General features: G+C 64.7%; 18 protein-coding genes. 14 read left to right on the top strand and 4 right to left on the bottom strand.

Going from position 1 to position 16,957, the window contains the following annotated elements:
* Positions 1 to 18 precede the first annotated feature (18 nt).
* Both ACXR2W_RS11730 and ACXR2W_RS11725 read left to right on the top strand, forming a co-directional pair.
* Complete coding sequence (locus ACXR2W_RS11730) at positions 19 to 969, top strand: 2-hydroxyacid dehydrogenase (RefSeq protein ID WP_458815876.1); 951 nt, start codon at positions 19 to 21, stop codon at positions 967 to 969.
* 131 nt (positions 970 to 1,100) lie between these two features.
* Positions 1,101 to 2,477: an NAD-dependent succinate-semialdehyde dehydrogenase gene (locus tag ACXR2W_RS11725; protein ID WP_458815878.1), complete on the top strand. Its 1,377-nt coding sequence runs from the start codon at positions 1,101 to 1,103 to the stop codon at positions 2,475 to 2,477.
* Positions 2,478 to 2,801: 324 nt separating this feature from the next.
* Here the strand turns inward: ACXR2W_RS11725 and ACXR2W_RS11720 are convergent, their stop codons facing one another.
* Positions 2,802 to 4,121, bottom strand: coding sequence for an MFS transporter (locus ACXR2W_RS11720; RefSeq protein ID WP_458815880.1), 1,320 nt, complete (start codon positions 4,119 to 4,121; stop codon positions 2,802 to 2,804).
* Positions 4,122 to 4,241: 120 nt separating this feature from the next.
* Here ACXR2W_RS11720 and ACXR2W_RS11715 point away from each other — a divergent pair, with 120 nt between their 5' ends.
* From ACXR2W_RS11715 to ACXR2W_RS11680, 8 genes are all read left to right on the top strand, one after another.
* A complete protein-coding gene (locus ACXR2W_RS11715) occupies positions 4,242 to 5,627 on the top strand; it encodes a glycine--tRNA ligase (RefSeq protein WP_458815882.1) in 1,386 nt (461 codons plus the stop codon).
* A gap of 122 nt (positions 5,628 to 5,749) precedes the next feature.
* A complete protein-coding gene (locus tag ACXR2W_RS11710) occupies positions 5,750 to 6,922 on the top strand; it encodes a CPBP family intramembrane glutamic endopeptidase (protein WP_458815884.1) in 1,173 nt (390 codons plus the stop codon).
* A complete protein-coding gene (locus ACXR2W_RS11705) occupies positions 6,915 to 8,417 on the top strand; it encodes a hypothetical protein (protein ID WP_458815886.1) in 1,503 nt (500 codons plus the stop codon). The genes ACXR2W_RS11710 and ACXR2W_RS11705 overlap by 8 nt, the downstream gene beginning before the upstream one ends.
* Before the next feature lie 86 nt (positions 8,418 to 8,503).
* The gene (locus tag ACXR2W_RS11700) at positions 8,504 to 8,863 is read left to right on the top strand and encodes a YtxH domain-containing protein (RefSeq protein ID WP_458815888.1); all 360 of its coding nucleotides are present in this window, start codon (positions 8,504 to 8,506) and stop codon (positions 8,861 to 8,863) included.
* Positions 8,860 to 9,321: a phage holin family protein gene (locus tag ACXR2W_RS11695; RefSeq protein ID WP_458815890.1), complete on the top strand. Its 462-nt coding sequence runs from the start codon at positions 8,860 to 8,862 to the stop codon at positions 9,319 to 9,321. The genes ACXR2W_RS11700 and ACXR2W_RS11695 overlap by 4 nt, the downstream gene beginning before the upstream one ends.
* On the top strand, positions 9,318 to 9,575 hold the full coding sequence (locus ACXR2W_RS11690; protein WP_458815892.1) for a DUF3618 domain-containing protein: 258 nt from the start codon (positions 9,318 to 9,320) through the stop codon (positions 9,573 to 9,575). Before ACXR2W_RS11695 ends, ACXR2W_RS11690 begins: the two co-directional genes overlap by 4 nt.
* A gap of 175 nt (positions 9,576 to 9,750) precedes the next feature.
* Complete coding sequence (locus ACXR2W_RS11685; RefSeq protein WP_458815894.1) at positions 9,751 to 10,542, top strand: uroporphyrinogen-III synthase; 792 nt, start codon at positions 9,751 to 9,753, stop codon at positions 10,540 to 10,542.
* A 2-nt stretch (positions 10,543 to 10,544) separates the two neighbouring features.
* Positions 10,545 to 10,961, top strand: a complete 417-nt coding sequence (locus ACXR2W_RS11680) for a hypothetical protein (RefSeq protein WP_458815896.1) — start codon at positions 10,545 to 10,547, stop codon at positions 10,959 to 10,961.
* A gap of 146 nt (positions 10,962 to 11,107) precedes the next feature.
* On the opposite strand, the gene ACXR2W_RS11675 is transcribed toward ACXR2W_RS11680, so the two are convergent.
* Both ACXR2W_RS11675 and ACXR2W_RS11670 read right to left on the bottom strand, forming a co-directional pair.
* Complete coding sequence (locus tag ACXR2W_RS11675; protein ID WP_458815898.1) at positions 11,108 to 11,683, bottom strand: nitroreductase family protein; 576 nt, start codon at positions 11,681 to 11,683, stop codon at positions 11,108 to 11,110.
* Positions 11,684 to 11,797: 114 nt separating this feature from the next.
* Positions 11,798 to 12,688 carry a LysR family transcriptional regulator ArgP gene (locus ACXR2W_RS11670; protein ID WP_458815900.1) on the bottom strand — a complete coding sequence of 297 codons (891 nt, stop codon included), beginning with the start codon at positions 12,686 to 12,688 and terminating at the stop codon, positions 11,798 to 11,800.
* A 94-nt stretch (positions 12,689 to 12,782) separates the two neighbouring features.
* Between ACXR2W_RS11670 and ACXR2W_RS11665 the strand changes: the two genes are divergently transcribed.
* Positions 12,783 to 13,424: a LysE/ArgO family amino acid transporter gene (locus ACXR2W_RS11665; RefSeq protein ID WP_458815902.1), complete on the top strand. Its 642-nt coding sequence runs from the start codon at positions 12,783 to 12,785 to the stop codon at positions 13,422 to 13,424.
* Positions 13,425 to 13,426: 2 nt separating this feature from the next.
* Here the strand turns inward: ACXR2W_RS11665 and ACXR2W_RS11660 are convergent, their stop codons facing one another.
* Positions 13,427 to 14,245, bottom strand: coding sequence for a MurR/RpiR family transcriptional regulator (locus tag ACXR2W_RS11660; protein ID WP_458815904.1), 819 nt, complete (start codon positions 14,243 to 14,245; stop codon positions 13,427 to 13,429).
* 110 nt (positions 14,246 to 14,355) lie between these two features.
* On the opposite strand from ACXR2W_RS11660, the gene ACXR2W_RS11655 reads away from it, so the two are divergent.
* From ACXR2W_RS11655 to ACXR2W_RS11645, 3 genes are all read left to right on the top strand, one after another.
* Entirely contained in the window at positions 14,356 to 15,285 is a 930-nt protein-coding gene (locus tag ACXR2W_RS11655; protein WP_458815906.1) for an ABC transporter substrate-binding protein, read from the top strand.
* Between the two features lie 98 nt (positions 15,286 to 15,383).
* Positions 15,384 to 16,142, top strand: a complete 759-nt coding sequence (locus ACXR2W_RS11650; protein WP_458815908.1) for an amino acid ABC transporter permease — start codon at positions 15,384 to 15,386, stop codon at positions 16,140 to 16,142.
* Positions 16,135 to 16,938, top strand: coding sequence for an amino acid ABC transporter ATP-binding protein (locus tag ACXR2W_RS11645; RefSeq protein WP_458815910.1), 804 nt, complete (start codon positions 16,135 to 16,137; stop codon positions 16,936 to 16,938). The genes ACXR2W_RS11650 and ACXR2W_RS11645 overlap by 8 nt, the downstream gene beginning before the upstream one ends.
* Positions 16,939 to 16,957: the final 19 nt, after the last annotated feature.

Below are 16,957 nucleotides of genomic sequence, written 5' to 3'. Positions count from 1 at the left end.
GTCGGTAGACTCAAATTTATGAGCGAGTTTGTCGTGTCACTGCCGAGCGATCCGAGCCTTGTCGAGGCCCTGCACCAGCGGCTGGGGGAGTCGCCCGAAGTGCGGTTTATCGAGTGGAATGTCGACGGCCCCGCCCCCGAGGCGCACATCGATATCGTTGTGCCGCCCTACTGGGGCGGCGCGCGCAGGTTGGCGAACCTCGGCAGTGTTAAGGCGCGTCTCGTGCAGTGGCAGTCGATCGGCTACAACGGAGTCGCGCGGCACCTGCCCGCGGGGCTGCCGTTCGCGAACGCCGCCACCGTGCACGAGGGATCGACCGCTGAGCTCGCCCTCGCGCTCACCCTCGCATCGCAGCGCGGGCTCGACACGTTTATTCGCCAGGGCGACAAGCGCACTTGGCAGCTGCACTCACTCCCCAGCCTCGCCGATCGCCGCGTGATGATCCTCGGTTACGGCGGGGTGGGTAAGGCGGTTGACGCCCGGTTGCAGGGCTTCGAGGTCGAGGTGATCCGAGTAGCGCGCTCGGCGCGCCAGCAACCCGGTCCCGCGGGTGAGCTCGTGCCCGTGTATCCACTGAGCGAGCTCACCGAGCGGCTGCGCGACACCGACATCGTGATCATTGGGGTGCCGCTCACCGATGACACGAAGGGGCTTGTCGGCGCCGAGCAGCTCGCCGCGCTGCCCGACGGTGCGCTGGTCGTAAACGTGGCCCGCGGCCCGGTTGTCGACACCGACGCGCTGATCGCCGAGCTGAACTCGGGCAGGTTGCGCGCGGCCCTCGACGTCACAGACCCCGAGCCGCTGCCCGCCGAGCACCCGCTGTGGGACTGCCCGGGGCTCATTGTGACACCGCACGTTGGCGGCGATTCGAACGCGATGATGCCGCGCATGTCTGCGTTGATTGTGCGCCAGATTGAACGGTTGAAGGCGGGCGAAACCCCCGAAAACCTCATTGATCTCGGCAACTAGGGCACGGATTCGTAGCGAATCGACGCCCCGACGATGCTTTCGCACTGCCATTTCTTAGCCTGTGGTGTCACGATAGAGGGGCAGCCACGATGACCGTGCGCTGTCACAGTTGAGACAGGAAACGATAAACAATGGCGAAGTATCGAGTTCAAAACCCCGCTACGGGCGAGATTGTCGAGACCTTCGAACAGGCTACCGACGCGCAGATCGAGCAGGCGCTTGCCAGTTCTGACGCCGTCTACCGCGAGTGGCGCGAGCGCAGCGTGCAGGAGCGCGCACAGGTCGTAAAGCGCGTCGCCGAGATTTTCGAGGAGCGCAAGGACGAGCTTGCGGGCATCATCGCGCTCGAGATGGGCAAGTCGATCGCAGAGTCGATCGACGAGGTCGAGTTTGCGCGCGACATTATTGAGTACTACGCGGTGCACGGCCCCGCGCTCATCACCGACTACGAGATTCCCAGTACGATCCCCGGCAAAGCCATCATCGAGCACGTCTCGGTGGGCGCGCTGCTGGGCGTCATGCCCTGGAACTTTCCGTACTACCAGGTGGCACGCTTCGCTGCCCCCAACCTGCTCTTGGGCAACACGATTCTGCTCAAGCACGCCGACATCTGCGCGAAGTCGAACCTTGTGATGCAAGAGATCATGGAGCAGGCGGGCGTGCCCGTCGGCGGCTACCAGGCACTGTTTGCCTCGCACGACCAGATCGCCACCATGATCGCAGACCCCCGCGTGCAGGGCGTCTCGCTCACCGGCTCCGAGCGTGCGGGCTCGATCATTGGCGCGCAGGCGGGTGCGAACCTGAAGAAGGCCGTGCTTGAGCTCGGCGGCATCGACGCGATGGTCGTACTCGACTCAGACAACGTCGCCGAGATCGCCAAGACCGCGTGGGAGTTTCGTACCTACAACGTCGGTCAGGTGTGCAACTCGAACAAGCGCATGATCGTGATGGACGACATTTACGACGAGTTCGTGGCCGAGCTCGTGAAGCTCGCTGACGGCCTGACGCCCGGCGACCAGCTGAACCTGAGCGAGGGCGAGTACGTGCCGATGTCGACCCGCGCCGCGGCCGAGACGGTCGACGCGCAGGTCAGGAAGGCTGTCGAAGAGGGCGCTCGCGTGCTCGCCGGCGGCGTGCTGTCAGACGGCCCCGCGGCGTACTACTCGCCGACCGTGCTCGTCGACGTGCCCCGCGACTCGGTGTCGTACCGCGAAGAGATCTTCGGCCCCGTCGCCACGGTCTACCGTGTATCGAGCGACGAAGAGGCGCTTGAACTCGCGAACGACTGCGCACTGGGCCTGGGCGGCTCGGTGTTCTCGACCGATGAGGCACGCGCGGCGCGCATCGCCTCGCGTCTCGAGGTGGGCATGTCGCACGTCAACACGATCGCCGCTGAGGCCGCCGAAATTCCCTTCGGCGGCGTGAAGCGCTCGGGCTTTGGCCGCGAGATGGGCCCACTGGGCATCGGCGAGTTCGCTAATAAGCGCATGTACTTCGTCGCCGAGTAGCCGCTCTCGGTTCTGGATTCTGCGACTGCGCTCGCAGGCTCGCTCCGCGCAGAATGACGGGTGGGTGTGTGCAGGCTCGCTTCGCGCAGAATGACGGGGGAGGGGCGGGCGCCCCTCGTCATTCTGCGCGATGGTCTCACCCCCTCTCGTCATTCTGCGCGACGGGGGAGTCGCTGAATCCACGCAGCAGCGTCCACCATCGAAAATATGCGCGACAAGTTCCGTTTTACGCCCTGCCTTAGACGGAAATTGTCGCGCATATTTTCGGCGGCGGCCAGGAGCCACGGGCCAGGCCGGCGCCCGACAACCGCCGGCTACCGGCCGCTACCGGCGGCGCGGCACGTAGCGCGGGATCCAGCGCAAGAATCCAACCGCACCGAGCAGCCCCACGGCGCCCATCACGGCAGCCGCGGCGGGCAGCGACACGGCCGCCACCCCCGCGATGATCAGCGGAGCTGCCGCGCCGCCCGCGTCACTGATCGTGTGCCAGGAGCCAAAGAACGGGGCAGGGTTGCCGCGCGGCGCGAGGTCTGAGCCCAGGGTGAGCAGCAGCCCGCTTGAGAGACCGTTGCCCACGCCCAGCACGGCGCCGATCGCCAGCCACCAGCCCGTCGCGTTCGCCAGGTCGGCGGTGAAGGCGAGCACGATGAGACCTGCGCCCATCAACACCATCGCGGGCGTCGTCGCCCACAACCGGCCAAAGCGGTCGGTGATCTGCCCGCTCGCGTAGAACAGCGCGAAATCACACGCCCCCGAGATCCCGGTGACGAGCGCGATGGTGCCGGCGTCTGCGCCGATCGCAATGCCCCACACTGGAATCAGCACCTGCCGCGCCGACCTCAGCGCCGCGAGCGCCGCGGCCGACAGCCCGAGCCTGGCGAGCACCCCGCGGTGGCGCGCCATCGTCGCAAACACGCCCGTGGGCTCTGGGCTGTCAGGCTCGGGGCCGACGGGCGCACCCGCGACGGCGGCTGCCTGCTCGGAGCTCGCGCGCGGGCGATGCTGCGGCGATGGCGAGGCGTGATCCGGATCGAGAATCGCGGGGGCAGCCTGCCCCCGAGCCTGCGGCGGCATGTCGGGCTCGCGCGCGATCAGAACGAGCGCGATCGTGAGCGCGAGGCACCCCGCGAAGAACCACATGGTCCATGCGGGGCTACCCATTGTCGCCAGTAGCCCCGCCGCGATGAACGGGCCCGTAAACGTGCCAAAACGAAAGGTGCCGGCGAGCACCGCGAGGGCGCGCGCCCGCATCTGCACGGGCACGTGGATCGTCAAGAAGGCGTGCCGGGCGAGGCCAAACACGGCAGCGCTCAGGCCGATAACAAGCGTTGAGGCAGCGAGCAAAAACAGGGTGGGGGCGGCAGCCGCGCCCGCCGTGCCCACCAGCGCAAGCACACCCGATACGGCCATCGAGCGGCGCTCGCCGAAGCGGGCGACGGCCCATCCGGCGGGCAGATTGCCGAGTAGCTGGCCGATCACGAGCATCGCGGCGATGAGCGTCGCGAGGGCGACGTCGGCCCCGAGCCGCGTCGCCAGCACCGGCAGCACCGGAATGATGGCGCCCTCACCCACGGCGAACAGCACCGTGGGGCCGTAGATCGCGGGTGCGAAGCGCAGCAGGATGCGGCCGATGGGTGTGCTCATGGGCCTTCCATGCTAATACCCAGGGGCATGAGCGCGCGCGGGTAGACTTGACCGGGAGTGCGCCGAAGTCTCGGCGCGCGTTCCCAAGATCCCCGCTTGCCCCTTGGAGTGATAAAACACATGGCTGAACAGTCCCGCCTCGATAAGGTCATCGCCCTCGCCCGCCACCGCGGCTTCGTGTTTCAGGCGGGTGAGATCTACGGTGGATCTCGCTCGGCGTGGGACTACGGCCCGCTCGGCACCGCGCTGAAAGAGAACATCAAGCGCCAGTGGTGGAAGACGATGGTGCAGAAGCGAGATGACGTTGTCGGTATCGACTCGAGCGTCATTTTGCCGAAGAAGGTGTGGGAGGCTTCGGGCCACGTCGAGGTGTTTAGCGACCCGCTCGTGGAGTGCCTGAGCTGCCACAAGCGCCAGCGTGAAGACCACCTGCTTGAAGCCTTCGAAGAGAAGAAGGGCCGCGTACCCGAGAACGGCATGGCCGACATCGTGTGCGCCAACTGCGGCACTCGTGGCCAGTGGACCGAGCCGCGCGCGTTCTCGGGCCTCTTGAAGACCTACCTCGGCCCCGTCGACGACGAGCAGGGCATGCACTACCTGCGCCCCGAGACCGCGCAGGGCATCTTTGTGAACTTCGCGAACGTGCTGCAGGCGTCGCGTATGAAGCCCCCGTTTGGCATCGGCCAGATCGGCAAGAGCTTCAGAAACGAGATCACGCCCGGCAACTTCATCTTTAGGACCCGCGAGTTCGAGCAGATGGAGATGGAGTTCTTCGTCGAGCCCGGCACCGACGACGAGTGGCAGCAGTACTGGATGGACGAGCGCATGGCGTGGTACACCGGCCTCGGCATCAACCCCGAGAACCTGCGCTTCTACGACCACCCGAAAGAGAAGCTGTCGCACTACTCGAAGCAGACGACCGACATCGAGTACCGCTTTGGTTTTACCGGCAGCGAGTGGGGCGAGCTTGAGGGCATCGCGAACCGCACCGACTACGACCTCAAGACGCACTCGGAGCACTCGGGTAAAGACCTGAACTTCTTCGACCAGACCAACGATGCGCGTTACACGCCCTACGTCATCGAGCCCGCGGCGGGTCTGACCCGCTCGGTCATGGCGTTTCTCGTTGATGCGTACCGTGAAGAAGAGGTGCCCAACGCGAAGGGCGGCACCGATAAGCGCACCGTGCTGGGCCTCGACCCCCGCCTTGCGCCCATCAAGGTCGCCGTGCTGCCGCTGAGCCGCAACGAGAAGCTTTCGCCCATGGCGCGCGAGCTCGCCGCAGACCTGCGCGAGGACTGGAACATCGACTTCGACGACTCGGGCGCGATTGGCCGCCGCTACCGTCGCCAGGACGAGATCGGCACGCCGTTCTGCGTCACGGTCGACTTCGATTCGCTCGACGATAACGCGGTCACCGTGCGCGAGCGCGACACCATGCAGCAGGAGCGCGTGCCCGTCGCAAACCTGTACGCCTACCTGGCAGAGCGCCTGCGCGGCGCGTAACGCCAAGCGTTGCGTCACGCGTAACGCCACGCGTTGTGTCACGCGTAACGCCACGCCCGTGAACCGGGCACACGCCGATCTTCTCACCCGCTACACCTGATGCGGGTGAGAAGATTGACGTTATGACGAGCAGCACTCCGGCAGACCCGGCGCCCGAGCATCAGCCCGCCCAGCCCGATCCGGCACCCCAGCAGCCTCAGCAGCCCGCCGCGCAGCCATTTCAGCCCGCGGCGCCGATGCCGCCAAAGGTTGAGCGGCTCCAGCAGGCCCGGTGGGCCTGGGCGCAAAGGTTCACGTGGCAGACCCGCGAGACCGAGCCGCTCGAATACCACCGACTGCTGCGCGGCATCGAGAACTACCGGTGGTGGAAGCCGCTTGTGCTGCTGATCGTGTCGGGCGTTTACTTCGGCGTGTTTAGTGTCGCGGTGGTGCTGCTGTCGCTGCCGCTGATCTTCGCGTTCGACCCGACCTACCTCGACGACATCGTCGTAAACCCCGACGCGGTGCTCGACACGCAGCGGCCGGTCTCGGTGTTCATTGCGATGGCTTCGATCATCGTGATGATTCCCGCCGTCACTCTCGGCATGCTCACCCTCGGCATGAAGCCGGTGGGCCGCATTTGGTCGGTGGCCGGGCGACTGCGCTGGGGGCTGCTGGGCAGGCTAATGGGGGCTGCCGTTCTCTCGGTGATCGCGATGAACGTAGTGGGTATCGCTGCGGGCTTGGCGCTTGAACCGCCCGTCGCGGGGGCGGCAGACGCCGGGCTGCCCGACTCCTACAGCTGGCAGATGGCCGCCATCTCGATGGCGCTCGTTGTGCTGCTCGTGCCGTTTCAGGCGACGGCCGAGGAGGTCGTGTTTCGCGGCCTGTTCATGCAGGTGCTGGGAGCGTGGGTCAAAACGCCGTGGCTCGCCATCTTGCTGCCGTCGATCGGCTTCGCGCTCGCGCACATCTACGACATCTGGGGTCTCGCCGCTGTCGGTTTGATGGGCGGCGTCGCCGCGTGGCTCACCTGGCGCACCGGTGGCCTCGAGGCCGCGATGGCCATTCACATCGTCAACAACATCATCGCGTTTGGGTTCATGGCCTCGGGTCTCGCCGGCTCAACCGCGCAGACCGAAGCGAGCGGTGGCCCCGGCGGGGTCATCGGTGAGGTGGCGGGCCTTGCCCTGTTTATCTGGCTCACCGAGCGCATCTTTACCAAGGGCGGGCACGGCCGCGAACGCATCGACCTGATCAAGGTGCAGGTGCCCGTCGCCGCCACCTCGTCACAGAACGGAACTCACCATGCTTGACGCCTACGTTTTAGGCCACGGGATCCCCGAACTCGCCGCCGCCCTCGAGCTCGCCGAGGTGGGGCTGCGCGTGCGCGTCGCCCCGCACGCAGGGCCCGCGCCCGTGAGCCCTGCCGAGGCGGCAGGCTCGCTGGCTTCGGGCGATGGCTCGCTGGCTTCGGGCGATGCTGCGGCTGCGGGCGATGCTGCGGCTGCGTCAACTCCGGATCGTGGCGTGCGCGACCCCGAGGGACTCTTGCGCGCACTGCTCGAGCACGTCGCTGCTCCCATCGCCCCCGAAAAGGATGCCGTCACAGCAGCCGGGTTCCCGGCGGCCGCCCCTGTCGCAACGCCGCCCGCGCACACGCTGCTGCGCGGGGCGGCGGGAAGCTGGCTGCCACTGCCCGCGACGAACGTGTGGGGCCTGCCCGCGGTTCCGATGGCGAGCGACTCGATCGCACTGCTCGGAGGCCGTGGCGCGCTGCGCGCCACTGTCGACCGCATTCGCCCCGTACTCACGATCGGCCAGACCCCCAAACTAGGGGCGCTCGTGCGCAGCCGCATGGGGCAGCAGATGCTCGACCGAGTAGTCGATCCGCTTGTGCGAGACCGCTTTGGCGTCGCTGCCAGCGAGCTCGACGTAGCGATTGCAGCGCCGGGCCTCAACGGCGCGCTCACGACCGCGGGGTCGCTGTCGGGGGCCGTGTTCGCGACGGCGGAAGACTACGTTGCGCGCGAGACGCTGGTGGCCCCCGCGGGCGGCTGGGCGGCGCTGCGTGACGCCCTGCTCGAGCGGCTTGCGCTCTACGGCGTGCAGTTTGGCGGCGAGGTTGTAGAGGTCGCTCCGCTGCCTACCGCACAGACTGATGCGGCCGCGAGCGGAGGCCACGGCGGTGAGCCGCGGTGGCGCGTGACCGAGCGGCAGGGTGAAGTGTACGAAGCGGCCGCCATCGTGGTGGGTGACGACGGAGTGGCTCAAGACGCACAGGTGAAGGGTCGCTGGCGGCAGGTGCTTGCCGCGACTGTAACCGGTAGCGCTGCGGGAGTGCCCGCCGATCTCGCTGAGGCCGCGGCTGCGGCTTTCGAGGATGCTGCGGGCGGATCCGGAACTGCGGGTATCGAAGCGATCGAAGCGCTCGAGGGCCCTGCGGGTGACTGGACCGTGCGCTACGAGCAGCTCGCGCCGGATCGCTGGCGCGTCACGGCGGCGGGCCCCGCGGGTGCCGCCGGCCTCGCGCGCAGCGAGGCTACCGCAGCGCAGGCGAGCAGCGTGGATGCCGTGCGGCGGCAGGTGCCAGCGCTCGCGCAGGCGCAGTCGTCGTGGCGGCTCGCGCCGTGGTCGCAGGCCGCCGAGCGCGACGCGGCCGCGGCAGAGATTGCCGAGGGACGCGATGCGAGCCCGTGGCAACTGCTCGTCGGGCGCGGTGTGCACGCGGGCGCCCTTGCCGAAGCTGTCGGTGACGCGCGTGAGGCCAGCGTGCAGCTGCGCCGAAGGCTCACAGGAATCGCCGAGTAAGTACATATTCCGTAGTTGGCATGCGAGCCCGAGGCTGGGCGAGTAGGCTGGCTGCAACTCACGAAACGCCATTGGCGGGAGGCATTATGAAGGGCAAAGTCGCATTCGTTTTTGGCGCTGCGGTTGGCTACGTGCTGGGCACGCGAGCAGGGCGCGAACGCTACGCGCAGATCAAGCGCGGTGCACAGGCTGTGTGGGAGACGGCACCGGTGCAGCGCGGAGTGGGCATCGTGCGCGAGGCCGCACAGGAGCGCGTTGATGCGGTGAAGGCTGCCGCGGCGCGCGCCGGTAAGGGTGCGTTCAACGCGTTCATGCAAGAAGGCGGGGCTGCGAAGCCGGGCGCTGCGGCGACGCGGGCGACGCCCGCCGAGCCAGCGAAACCCGCCGAGTCAGCGAAACCCGCCGAGCAGGCGAAGCCCACCAAGACAGAAGCGGGTGACGCGTGAGCCGCAAGAAGGGTGAACCGGGCACCTTCGAACTGCTGGCCCGGCTGCCACAGCAGATCATCAACCTCGCCAAGGTTGAGTACGAGAACGCAAAGCGCGAGATTGTCTCGAAGGCTAAGAAAGCCGGAATCGGTATTGGCGCGATCATCATTGCGCTGTTCTTCGTGTTCTTTATGCTCGAGGCGCTCGTGATCGCAGCTATCGCAGCGCTTGCGCTCGTGTGGCCGTGGTGGCTCGCAGCGCTCACGGTCGCAGCGGCGCTGCTGCTGCTGGCGGCGGCCGCGATCGCGGGTGGCGTGTGGCTGATCAAGCGGGGCAACCCGGTGCCGGGCGAGACGCTCGGGCGGCTCGAGGGTGACGCGGCGGCGCTCGCGCAGGTGCGCGTCAACTCTGAAGCAGACACGGCAGCGTCGCGCGGCGATATGCCGCATGCCAATGGTGAGGGGAACTGGCGATGAACGCGCACGAGAAACAGCAGGGTATCGCCGACGCCGCCAAAGCGCGGGCAGAGCTCTATAACACCCTTGGCCAGCTCACCCACCAGCTCAACTACGCGCGACGCGTCGACGAAGCGATCGACGATGCGCGTCGCCGCATGGCCGAGGTGAAGCGATCGCGCCCCGTCGTGTTCGCTGCGTCGGTTGCGGGGGTCGCAGCTGTGGTCGGGCTCGGGGTGTGGGGAGTCGTACGCGCGGTCTCTAAGCGCGTATAGTTCACAGTGTGAGAGGTCACGGTTCGGCTACTGTTTGACGCTCGGCGTGCCCCAGTTTTGCGTGAACGGGTCGGCAGGGTAAGAATAGGGACAACGGATTTCCGTCGTCAGCCGGGTCAGTTGTAGCTGTTTATGACCGCTGAATTCAATGTACAACGTCGAGTGAGTGGGGTCTATGTCGGCTGAGGCGAAACCGCTCAGTGGCCTGCGAGTGCTGGTCCCGCGCGGAGGAACTTGGGGCGATCTGGTCTCGAAAGCGCTTCGAGAGCAGGGCGCGCACACTGTCATCGCGCCGCTCGTTGACTTCGCTCACACGCGCGAGGAAGACAAGCTCGTTGCCGCGCTGAAAGACCTTGAAGCGGGCAAATTCGATTGGATGACCGCCACGAGTTCGACGGTCGCCGACGTGCTGCAGCACCACAACGCGGTGATTCACCCCGATACGCAGATCGCCATTGTTGGCGAGGCCACCGCGGTCGCGTTTCGCGCTGCAGGTTACGGGATCACCCGCACGCCGAGCGAAGAAAACAGTACCCACGCGCTGCTGCGCGAGTGGCCCGAGATCGACACGGGCGAGGTGCTGCGCGTGCTCACGCTGCGCTCAGACGTCGCGGTGCCGGTACTCACACAGGGGCTCATCGGTCGCGGGCACGATGTAACGCAGGTGCTCGCGTTTCGCACGGTTGGCGTGCCCGCCTCGGTGCACATTCGCGAGGACATCGAATCGGGGCGCATCAACGCCATCGTTGTCGCGTCGGCGAAGATCGCACAAGAGGTGGCTGCACAGTTTCCGACGCTGCCCGACGACACGCTGCTCGCCTGCGTGGGCGAGAACACCGTCGAAGCCGCTGCAGCGCTCGGCCTGCCGGTGGAAGCCGACGAGCTGGGGCACCCGCTGTACGAGACGAAGCGTGCCATGATCGCGGCGGTTGAGTCGGTCATCGACCAGAGCGACACGCTGGACTAGAGATGGCGCGCGTCGAGGTTTACGAAGACCGGGTGGTGGTGAAGCTCACCACGGCCGAGAAGGTGGCGACGATGCGTCGCCGTGATGTGACGCTCGAGCGCGCTGCAATTGCTTCGGCTGTCATCACCGACGACCCGTGGATTTGGATTCACGGCGTGCGAGCTCCCGGCACGCACGTGCCCGGAAAGTACGCTGCCGGCACCTGGCGCAACCTCACCGGCCGAGATTTTGTACTGGCTCGCGCGGGGCGCGACGCCGTCGTGATCGATTTCGAGCGGCCTGAGCACCCCGATGAAGAGCGCGGCTGGGTGGGTGAGTTCGACCAGTATTCACGCGTCATTCTGTCGACCGTGCACGCGGCCGAACTGGTGCGCGCACTGCGCCTCGAAGACACAGACGCTGACTTTACCGCGGGCTAGTGCGCCTGCGCCTCGCAGCCGCGCCTCGCGCCCGCACCCGGGGCATCAATCACGCTTCAAGCATCACTTTTCGTGAAGTATTGATGCTTGAAGCGTGAATGGTGCCTGAAGTGACTTACTGTACTCCGAGCACCCCGAGCAGCGCGCTAGTCGCGCACGATCACGATGTCTTCGAGTTCGAAGCGGGTGCGCGGTGCAAGCTCGCGCTCGCGCAGCGGCTCGGGCAGCGACTCGGCGGCACCCAGCGCCCCCACAGCGGTGATCGACACCGGCTTGAAGCGCGCGTCGAGGTCAAATGCGGCCGCGATGCCGTCACGATCAAAGCCGCCCATCTGGTGTAGGTGCAGGCCCTCACTCTGCGCCTGCACGCTCAGGTGCGCGACGGCCTGGCCGAGGTCGTACTCGGCCCACGTGCGCTCCTTGCCCTCGTCGTCGAGCATCTCGGCGACGTTCACGATGAGCGCGGCGGCATTGCCAGCCCACGCCTTGTTGAAGCCCATGAGCTGCTCTTCAATCTTTGCGAAGCTCTCGGTGCCGCGCCGCGCGAGGATGAATCGCCACGGCTGCGTGTTCGCAGCGCTCGGTGCCCAGCGCGCAGCCTCAAAGATGCCGCGCAGTGCGCCCTCGGGCAGCGTGTGGCTGTCGTCGAAGGCGCGGGGGCTCCAGCGCTCGGCGAGAACGGGCAGAACGGGGGCGCTGGTCTGGGCGATACGCGGGTTCACGTGGCTCCTTATGAGTGTCAAAACAATATGCCGAGTAATGTAACGCCCCGGTCGGCATAATATTCCCGCGGCCGTTCACTGGCCGCGTGTCTTCCCCGGTTTCTTCGCTCCGGATCACGGCGCAAGCGCCGCCCCTGCCTCTTCTTCGACCACGCGGGTAAGGGTGTCGAGCATGGGGGAGCTTAAGTTCCAGCGCTGCCAGTAGAGCGGCACGTCTAACGTTCTTCCTGGCACGAGCTCGACGAGACGGCCTGCGGCAAGTGCCTGCGCACACTGCAGGTCGGGCAGCATGCCCCAACCGAGGCCGTGTTCGACTGCGAGCGCGAACTCGGCAGAGGAGGGGATGAAGTGGCGCGGCGGGTCGATCTGGGCGCGCGTCACCAGCGCGATGAACCTGCGCTGGTAGGTGTCGTACCGGTCGAACTCAACGATGGGCGCCGACGCGAGGGTTTCGCGGTTCACGGTGCCCTGGGTGAAGTGCGCGGCCGCGAACTCGGGGCTCGCGACAGCGCGGTACCGCACGACGCCGAGCCTGGTCGAGGTGCAGCCGGGCACGGCCTCGGCGGTAGCGGTGAGCGCCGCCATCGCTTCACCGCTGCGCAACCGATCGGTTGAGATTGATTCGTCGGCGCGCAGCACATCAAACCGCGCCCCGGTGAGGTGCGACGCTCGCGCTAGGGCGGGCACAAACCAGGTTGCAAGGGAGTCGGCGTTGACGACGACGGCGATGGGCGATCCGGAGCCGGGATCGCCCCCGAGCTCTCGCGCAGCGTCGCTCGCGAGCAGTTCGAACTGCCGTGCGAGGCGCAAGATCGTCGCGCCCGCCGTCGTGACCTGCACGGGGCGTGTGCGCTGCAGTAGCACGGACCCGACGCGCTGCTCCATTGCGCGAACGCGCTGGCTCACGGCGGAGGGAGTGATGTGCAGCCGGGCGGCGGCGGCCTCGAAGCTGCCCTCGCGCGCGATGGCGGCGAAGGTGGCGAGGTGCTCGATCGGTAGGTCCACGGCGACTCCTAAGTGAAGCAATACTAATGCAGCTTCAGTAAGTTTAGGGCCGCTCAATTAGGCGTTGGGGGCCGCCGGGCCGTAGCGTACGAGAGTGATCCTTCCCATTCTCATCGGTATTGGTAGCGGGCTGTCGCTGATTATGGCGATCGGTGCGCAAAACGCGTTCGTGCTGCGGCAGGGGATTCGGCGCGAGCACGTGCTGCCGGTCGTGCTGATTTGCGGGCTCACCGATGCGGTGCTTGAGACGCTGGGCGTTGCCGGCATTGGGTTTGTGGTCGAGCGAGCGCCGCTCGTGCTCGAGATTGTGCGCTGGGGCGGGGTCGCGTTTCTGCTGTGGTACGCGTGGACCGCGGTGCGGCGGGCGATGAAGCCCGAGGCGATGATCGTCGACCAGGGCGGTGCGGGTGCTTCTGAAGCCGCTGGGTCTTCGGGGTCGCTGAAGCGCGTGGTGCTCGCGTGCCTCGCGATCACCTACCTGAACCCGCACGTGTACCTCGACACGATGGTGCTCATGGGGTCGATCGGTAACGCGCAGGGTGATCCTGAAAAATGGTGGTTTGCGTTGGGCGGCGCCCTCGCGAGCATCGTGTGGTTCTTCGTGCTTGGTTACAGCGCGCGCATGTTGACGAGGTTCTTTGCGACGCCCAGGTCGTGGCAGATTCTCGACGGCATTGTCGCCGCCGTGATGCTGGTCATCGCCGCCCGCCTCGCGTTTGGTGGCATGGGGGTGTAGTGCTACAGCCGGTCGCGGCGGTCGAGCATCTCGTTGTACGCCGCGACAGCGGTCGACGGCGCGGCAGCCGCCGCTTCTTGTGCGAGCGATGATGCGACTAGCAGCGGCAAGATGACGTTTGAACTGTTGCGCAGGACCGTGCTTGGGGTTTGCAGAACAATCGAAGACTCATGAGCAAATGACAAGTCCACCGTTTCCGTGATGACGATCGTGTCGACCCCAGCCTCATGGGTGATTCGAAGTAGCTCTTTCACCTCAGGAATGATGCGCAACGGGCAGATGACCACTACACAGTCTGCGTTTCGAATGAGAGACGCGAACGGCGCGAATGATAAGCCAGTGGCGTTGTTGGCGATGGCATCGAAGCCAAATGATCGAAGCTCGTGCGCGAGGAAGTCAGCAACGTGGCCAGCTTCTTCGAACCCGTAGGCGAAGGTGCGAGTCGAAGAAGCGAGCCGGTTGGCGGCTCTTGCCCAGGTGGTGGCGTCGATGGCAGCTATCCCCTCTTCGAGGAGGCCGATGGTTTCTCCGAGTAGATCGAAGAGTCTATTAGGGGCCTTGCCGTTTTGGTAGAGGCGCTCCTCCCATTGGGTGCCAGGGCTCACGCCTTTATGGCTGATCTCAACGGCTAGGTCGCGTTTTAGCTCAGGCAGGCCGGCATAGCCGAGTGATTGCGCCGAGCGAATTACTGATGCCGAGCTCACGCCCAGGCGCTCGGCAAGTTGATCTGTGGACAGGGTGAGCGTCAACGTTGGATTCGTTTGAAAGTAGCGAATCACCTTTGACTGCGCCGGAGTGAGGTCGTTTATGACATCGGCCACGCGCTCAGAGAAATGTTGCGATGTAGTCATTGCTACATTCTATCGATCTATGTAATGATTGCTACACCAATCGACAAGGGTGTCGAAATTTTATGAACTAGGAGGCACCAATGAGGGTGACAACACGACTCGCACGAGTTGGGTCAACGGTGGGCATGGCGGCGGTCGCATCGCTACTACTGGCGAGCTGCAGTGAAGGGGCCGGGGCCGCGGAGCAAGATCTGGCACCGGTCCCAGACCAAGTCTTCGTCGTTGAAGTTGACGATGCCTTGACCGAGCAGTTGCCAGCAGAGCTACGCGACTCCGGGGCAGTGAGCATTGCCGTCTCCGTTGGGTCTGCGCCTGACGACTTCCATGACGAGAACGGAAAACTGGTTGGGTGGGAAGTCGATCTCGCCCGAGCGGCATTCGACAAATTAGGTCTCACGCCTGAGTTTCATGAAATCTCCTTTGACTCGATCATCCCTGGCCTGAAGGGGGAGCGATACGACATCGCCTTTGGTCAGATCGGCATTACCGGGGAACGCATGGAAGTTATGGATCAGGTGGGCACAGCGCTCACAAACCAGGGGATCGCAGCCCCCGCAGAATCAGACATCAAGATTGAAAGCCTGGATGATCTCTGCGGGCTCAGTGTAGGAGTGAACCGTGGCTCAAGGCAGCAAGACTTTGCACTAGAGCAGAGTGACAAGTGCGTTGCTGATGGAGGAAAAACAGTGGACCTTCAGGTTTACGAAGATGGTAATAAAACGAACATGGCAATGCTCAGTGGCCGAACAGACGTGAGCTGGAACGGCGCCACGTCGATCAACTACTTTGTGGCTGTTAGCAACGGCAAGGCGAAGCTCGTCGGCGAGTACTTGGAGCCCTACCCGATGGGGGCAGCCCTGCCAAAGGCATCACCGCTATCGCAACCATTTGCTGACGCAGTCAATCAACTGCTCGATGACGGCACCTACGACGCAATTATGGCGAAGTGGGGGCTCGAGGGCAACGCGATTCCCGAGGCAACGGTGAACCCCGAACTTGAGAGCGAATAGAAATCATGGTGCAACTAATGCTGCAACGAGAGACAGAGCGCGAGCCGCTCAAGATACTCCCGAAGAGGTCGCGACTGACCTGGATACTAGCCGGGGTAGTGATCCTGATTGGTGGCCTCGCTCTTAGCTCCGTCTTCCGTAACCCCAACTTTCAGTGGGCAGTGGTCGGGCAGTACTTTTTTCATCCTCAGATCATTTCGGGGCTCGGGCGCACAGTCCTGCTAACTGCGGTGGCCATGACGATCGGCCTTGTGCTTGGCGTTGCACTAGCCATTATGCGGTTGTCAGGTAACCCGTTTCTATCGGGTGCGAGCTGGGTGTACACCTGGTTCTTCCGCAGCGTGCCGCAGCTGGTGCAGCTGATCTTCTGGTTCAATTTTGCGGCGCTGTACCGACACATCGTCGTCAAGGTGCCGTTCGGACCAGAGCTTTTTGCGTGGGACACGAACACATTGATCACGCCGTGGAGCGCTGCGATCTTGGGATTCGGACTGAGTCAGGCAGCCTACACGGGCGAGGTGGTGCGCGCAGGCATTAAGGCTGTGCCTGCTGGCCAGCTGCGCGCGGCCAAGGCACTTGGAATGTCGCCCCAGCTAGCGTTCTTCCGAATTGTGCTGCCGCAGGCAATGCGTGTCATCATCCCACCGATTGGCAATGAACTGATTTCGATGGTGAAGGGCACGGCGCTTGTGAGTACCATTGCGCTCGCTGACTTGCTCTACTCTGCGCAACTGATCTATTCGAGAACGTTCGAAACGATCCCGCTGCTCATTGTGGCCACACTTTGGTATCTGGTCATCGTTTCGGTGCTGTCAGTCGGGCAGTACTTTGTGGAAAGGCATTACAGCCATGGTTAACAAGCAAGCGGCGAAGGTCGATCTTCGTGTTGACGACGAAGTCATGGTGGGGATCGAGCGGGTTTCCAAGTCGTATGGCTCATTGCAGGTGTTGCATGACGTGTCGCTCGACGTGGCCCGTGGGCAGGTCGTGTGCATTATTGGGCCGTCAGGCTCAGGCAAGAGCACGCTGCTCAACTGCGTGAATCACCTTGAATCGATCGACGGTGGCTCGATTCATGTCGGTGGGGAATACATCGGCTACCGCAGAGACGAGGCGGGGCTCCACGAACTTTCGGAGTTTCGTACCGCCAAGCAGCGCCGCCACGTAGGAATGGTGTTTCAGCAGTTCAACCTCTTTCCTCACCTCACGGTTCGCGACAACGTTTCTTTTGCGCAGATCAACGTCTTGGGTCGACGGCCGCAAGAAGCGCATGAGAATTCTGCGAGGCTGCTGGAACGTGTAGGGCTTGGCGATAAAGGGAAGGTGTATCCGCAGTCACTGTCTGGAGGTCAGCAGCAGCGAGTCGCGATCGCTCGTGCGCTTGCGCTGGGACCAGAGGTCATGTTGTTCGATGAGCCCACTTCTGCGCTTGATCCCGAGCTTGTGGACGATGTGCTGGTCGTAATGAAGGAGCTGGCGCGCTCTGGTATGACGATGCTGGTTGTGACTCACGAGCTTGGTTTTGCTCGCGAGGTCGCAGATGTCGTGGTCTTCATGGCCGACGGGCGAATCGTAGAAACGGGTAGCCCGCAGCAGGTGCTTGAAAATCCGGTTGAGCTAAGAACGCAACAGTTCATCTCTCGGATTCACTAATGCGCGTTGTGCGCTAACA

The sequence above is a fragment of the Leucobacter faecis genome (assembly GCF_054456695.2).
Note: the sequence above shows the minus strand (reverse complement) of the source record. Positions and strands in the feature narration are given on the sequence as shown.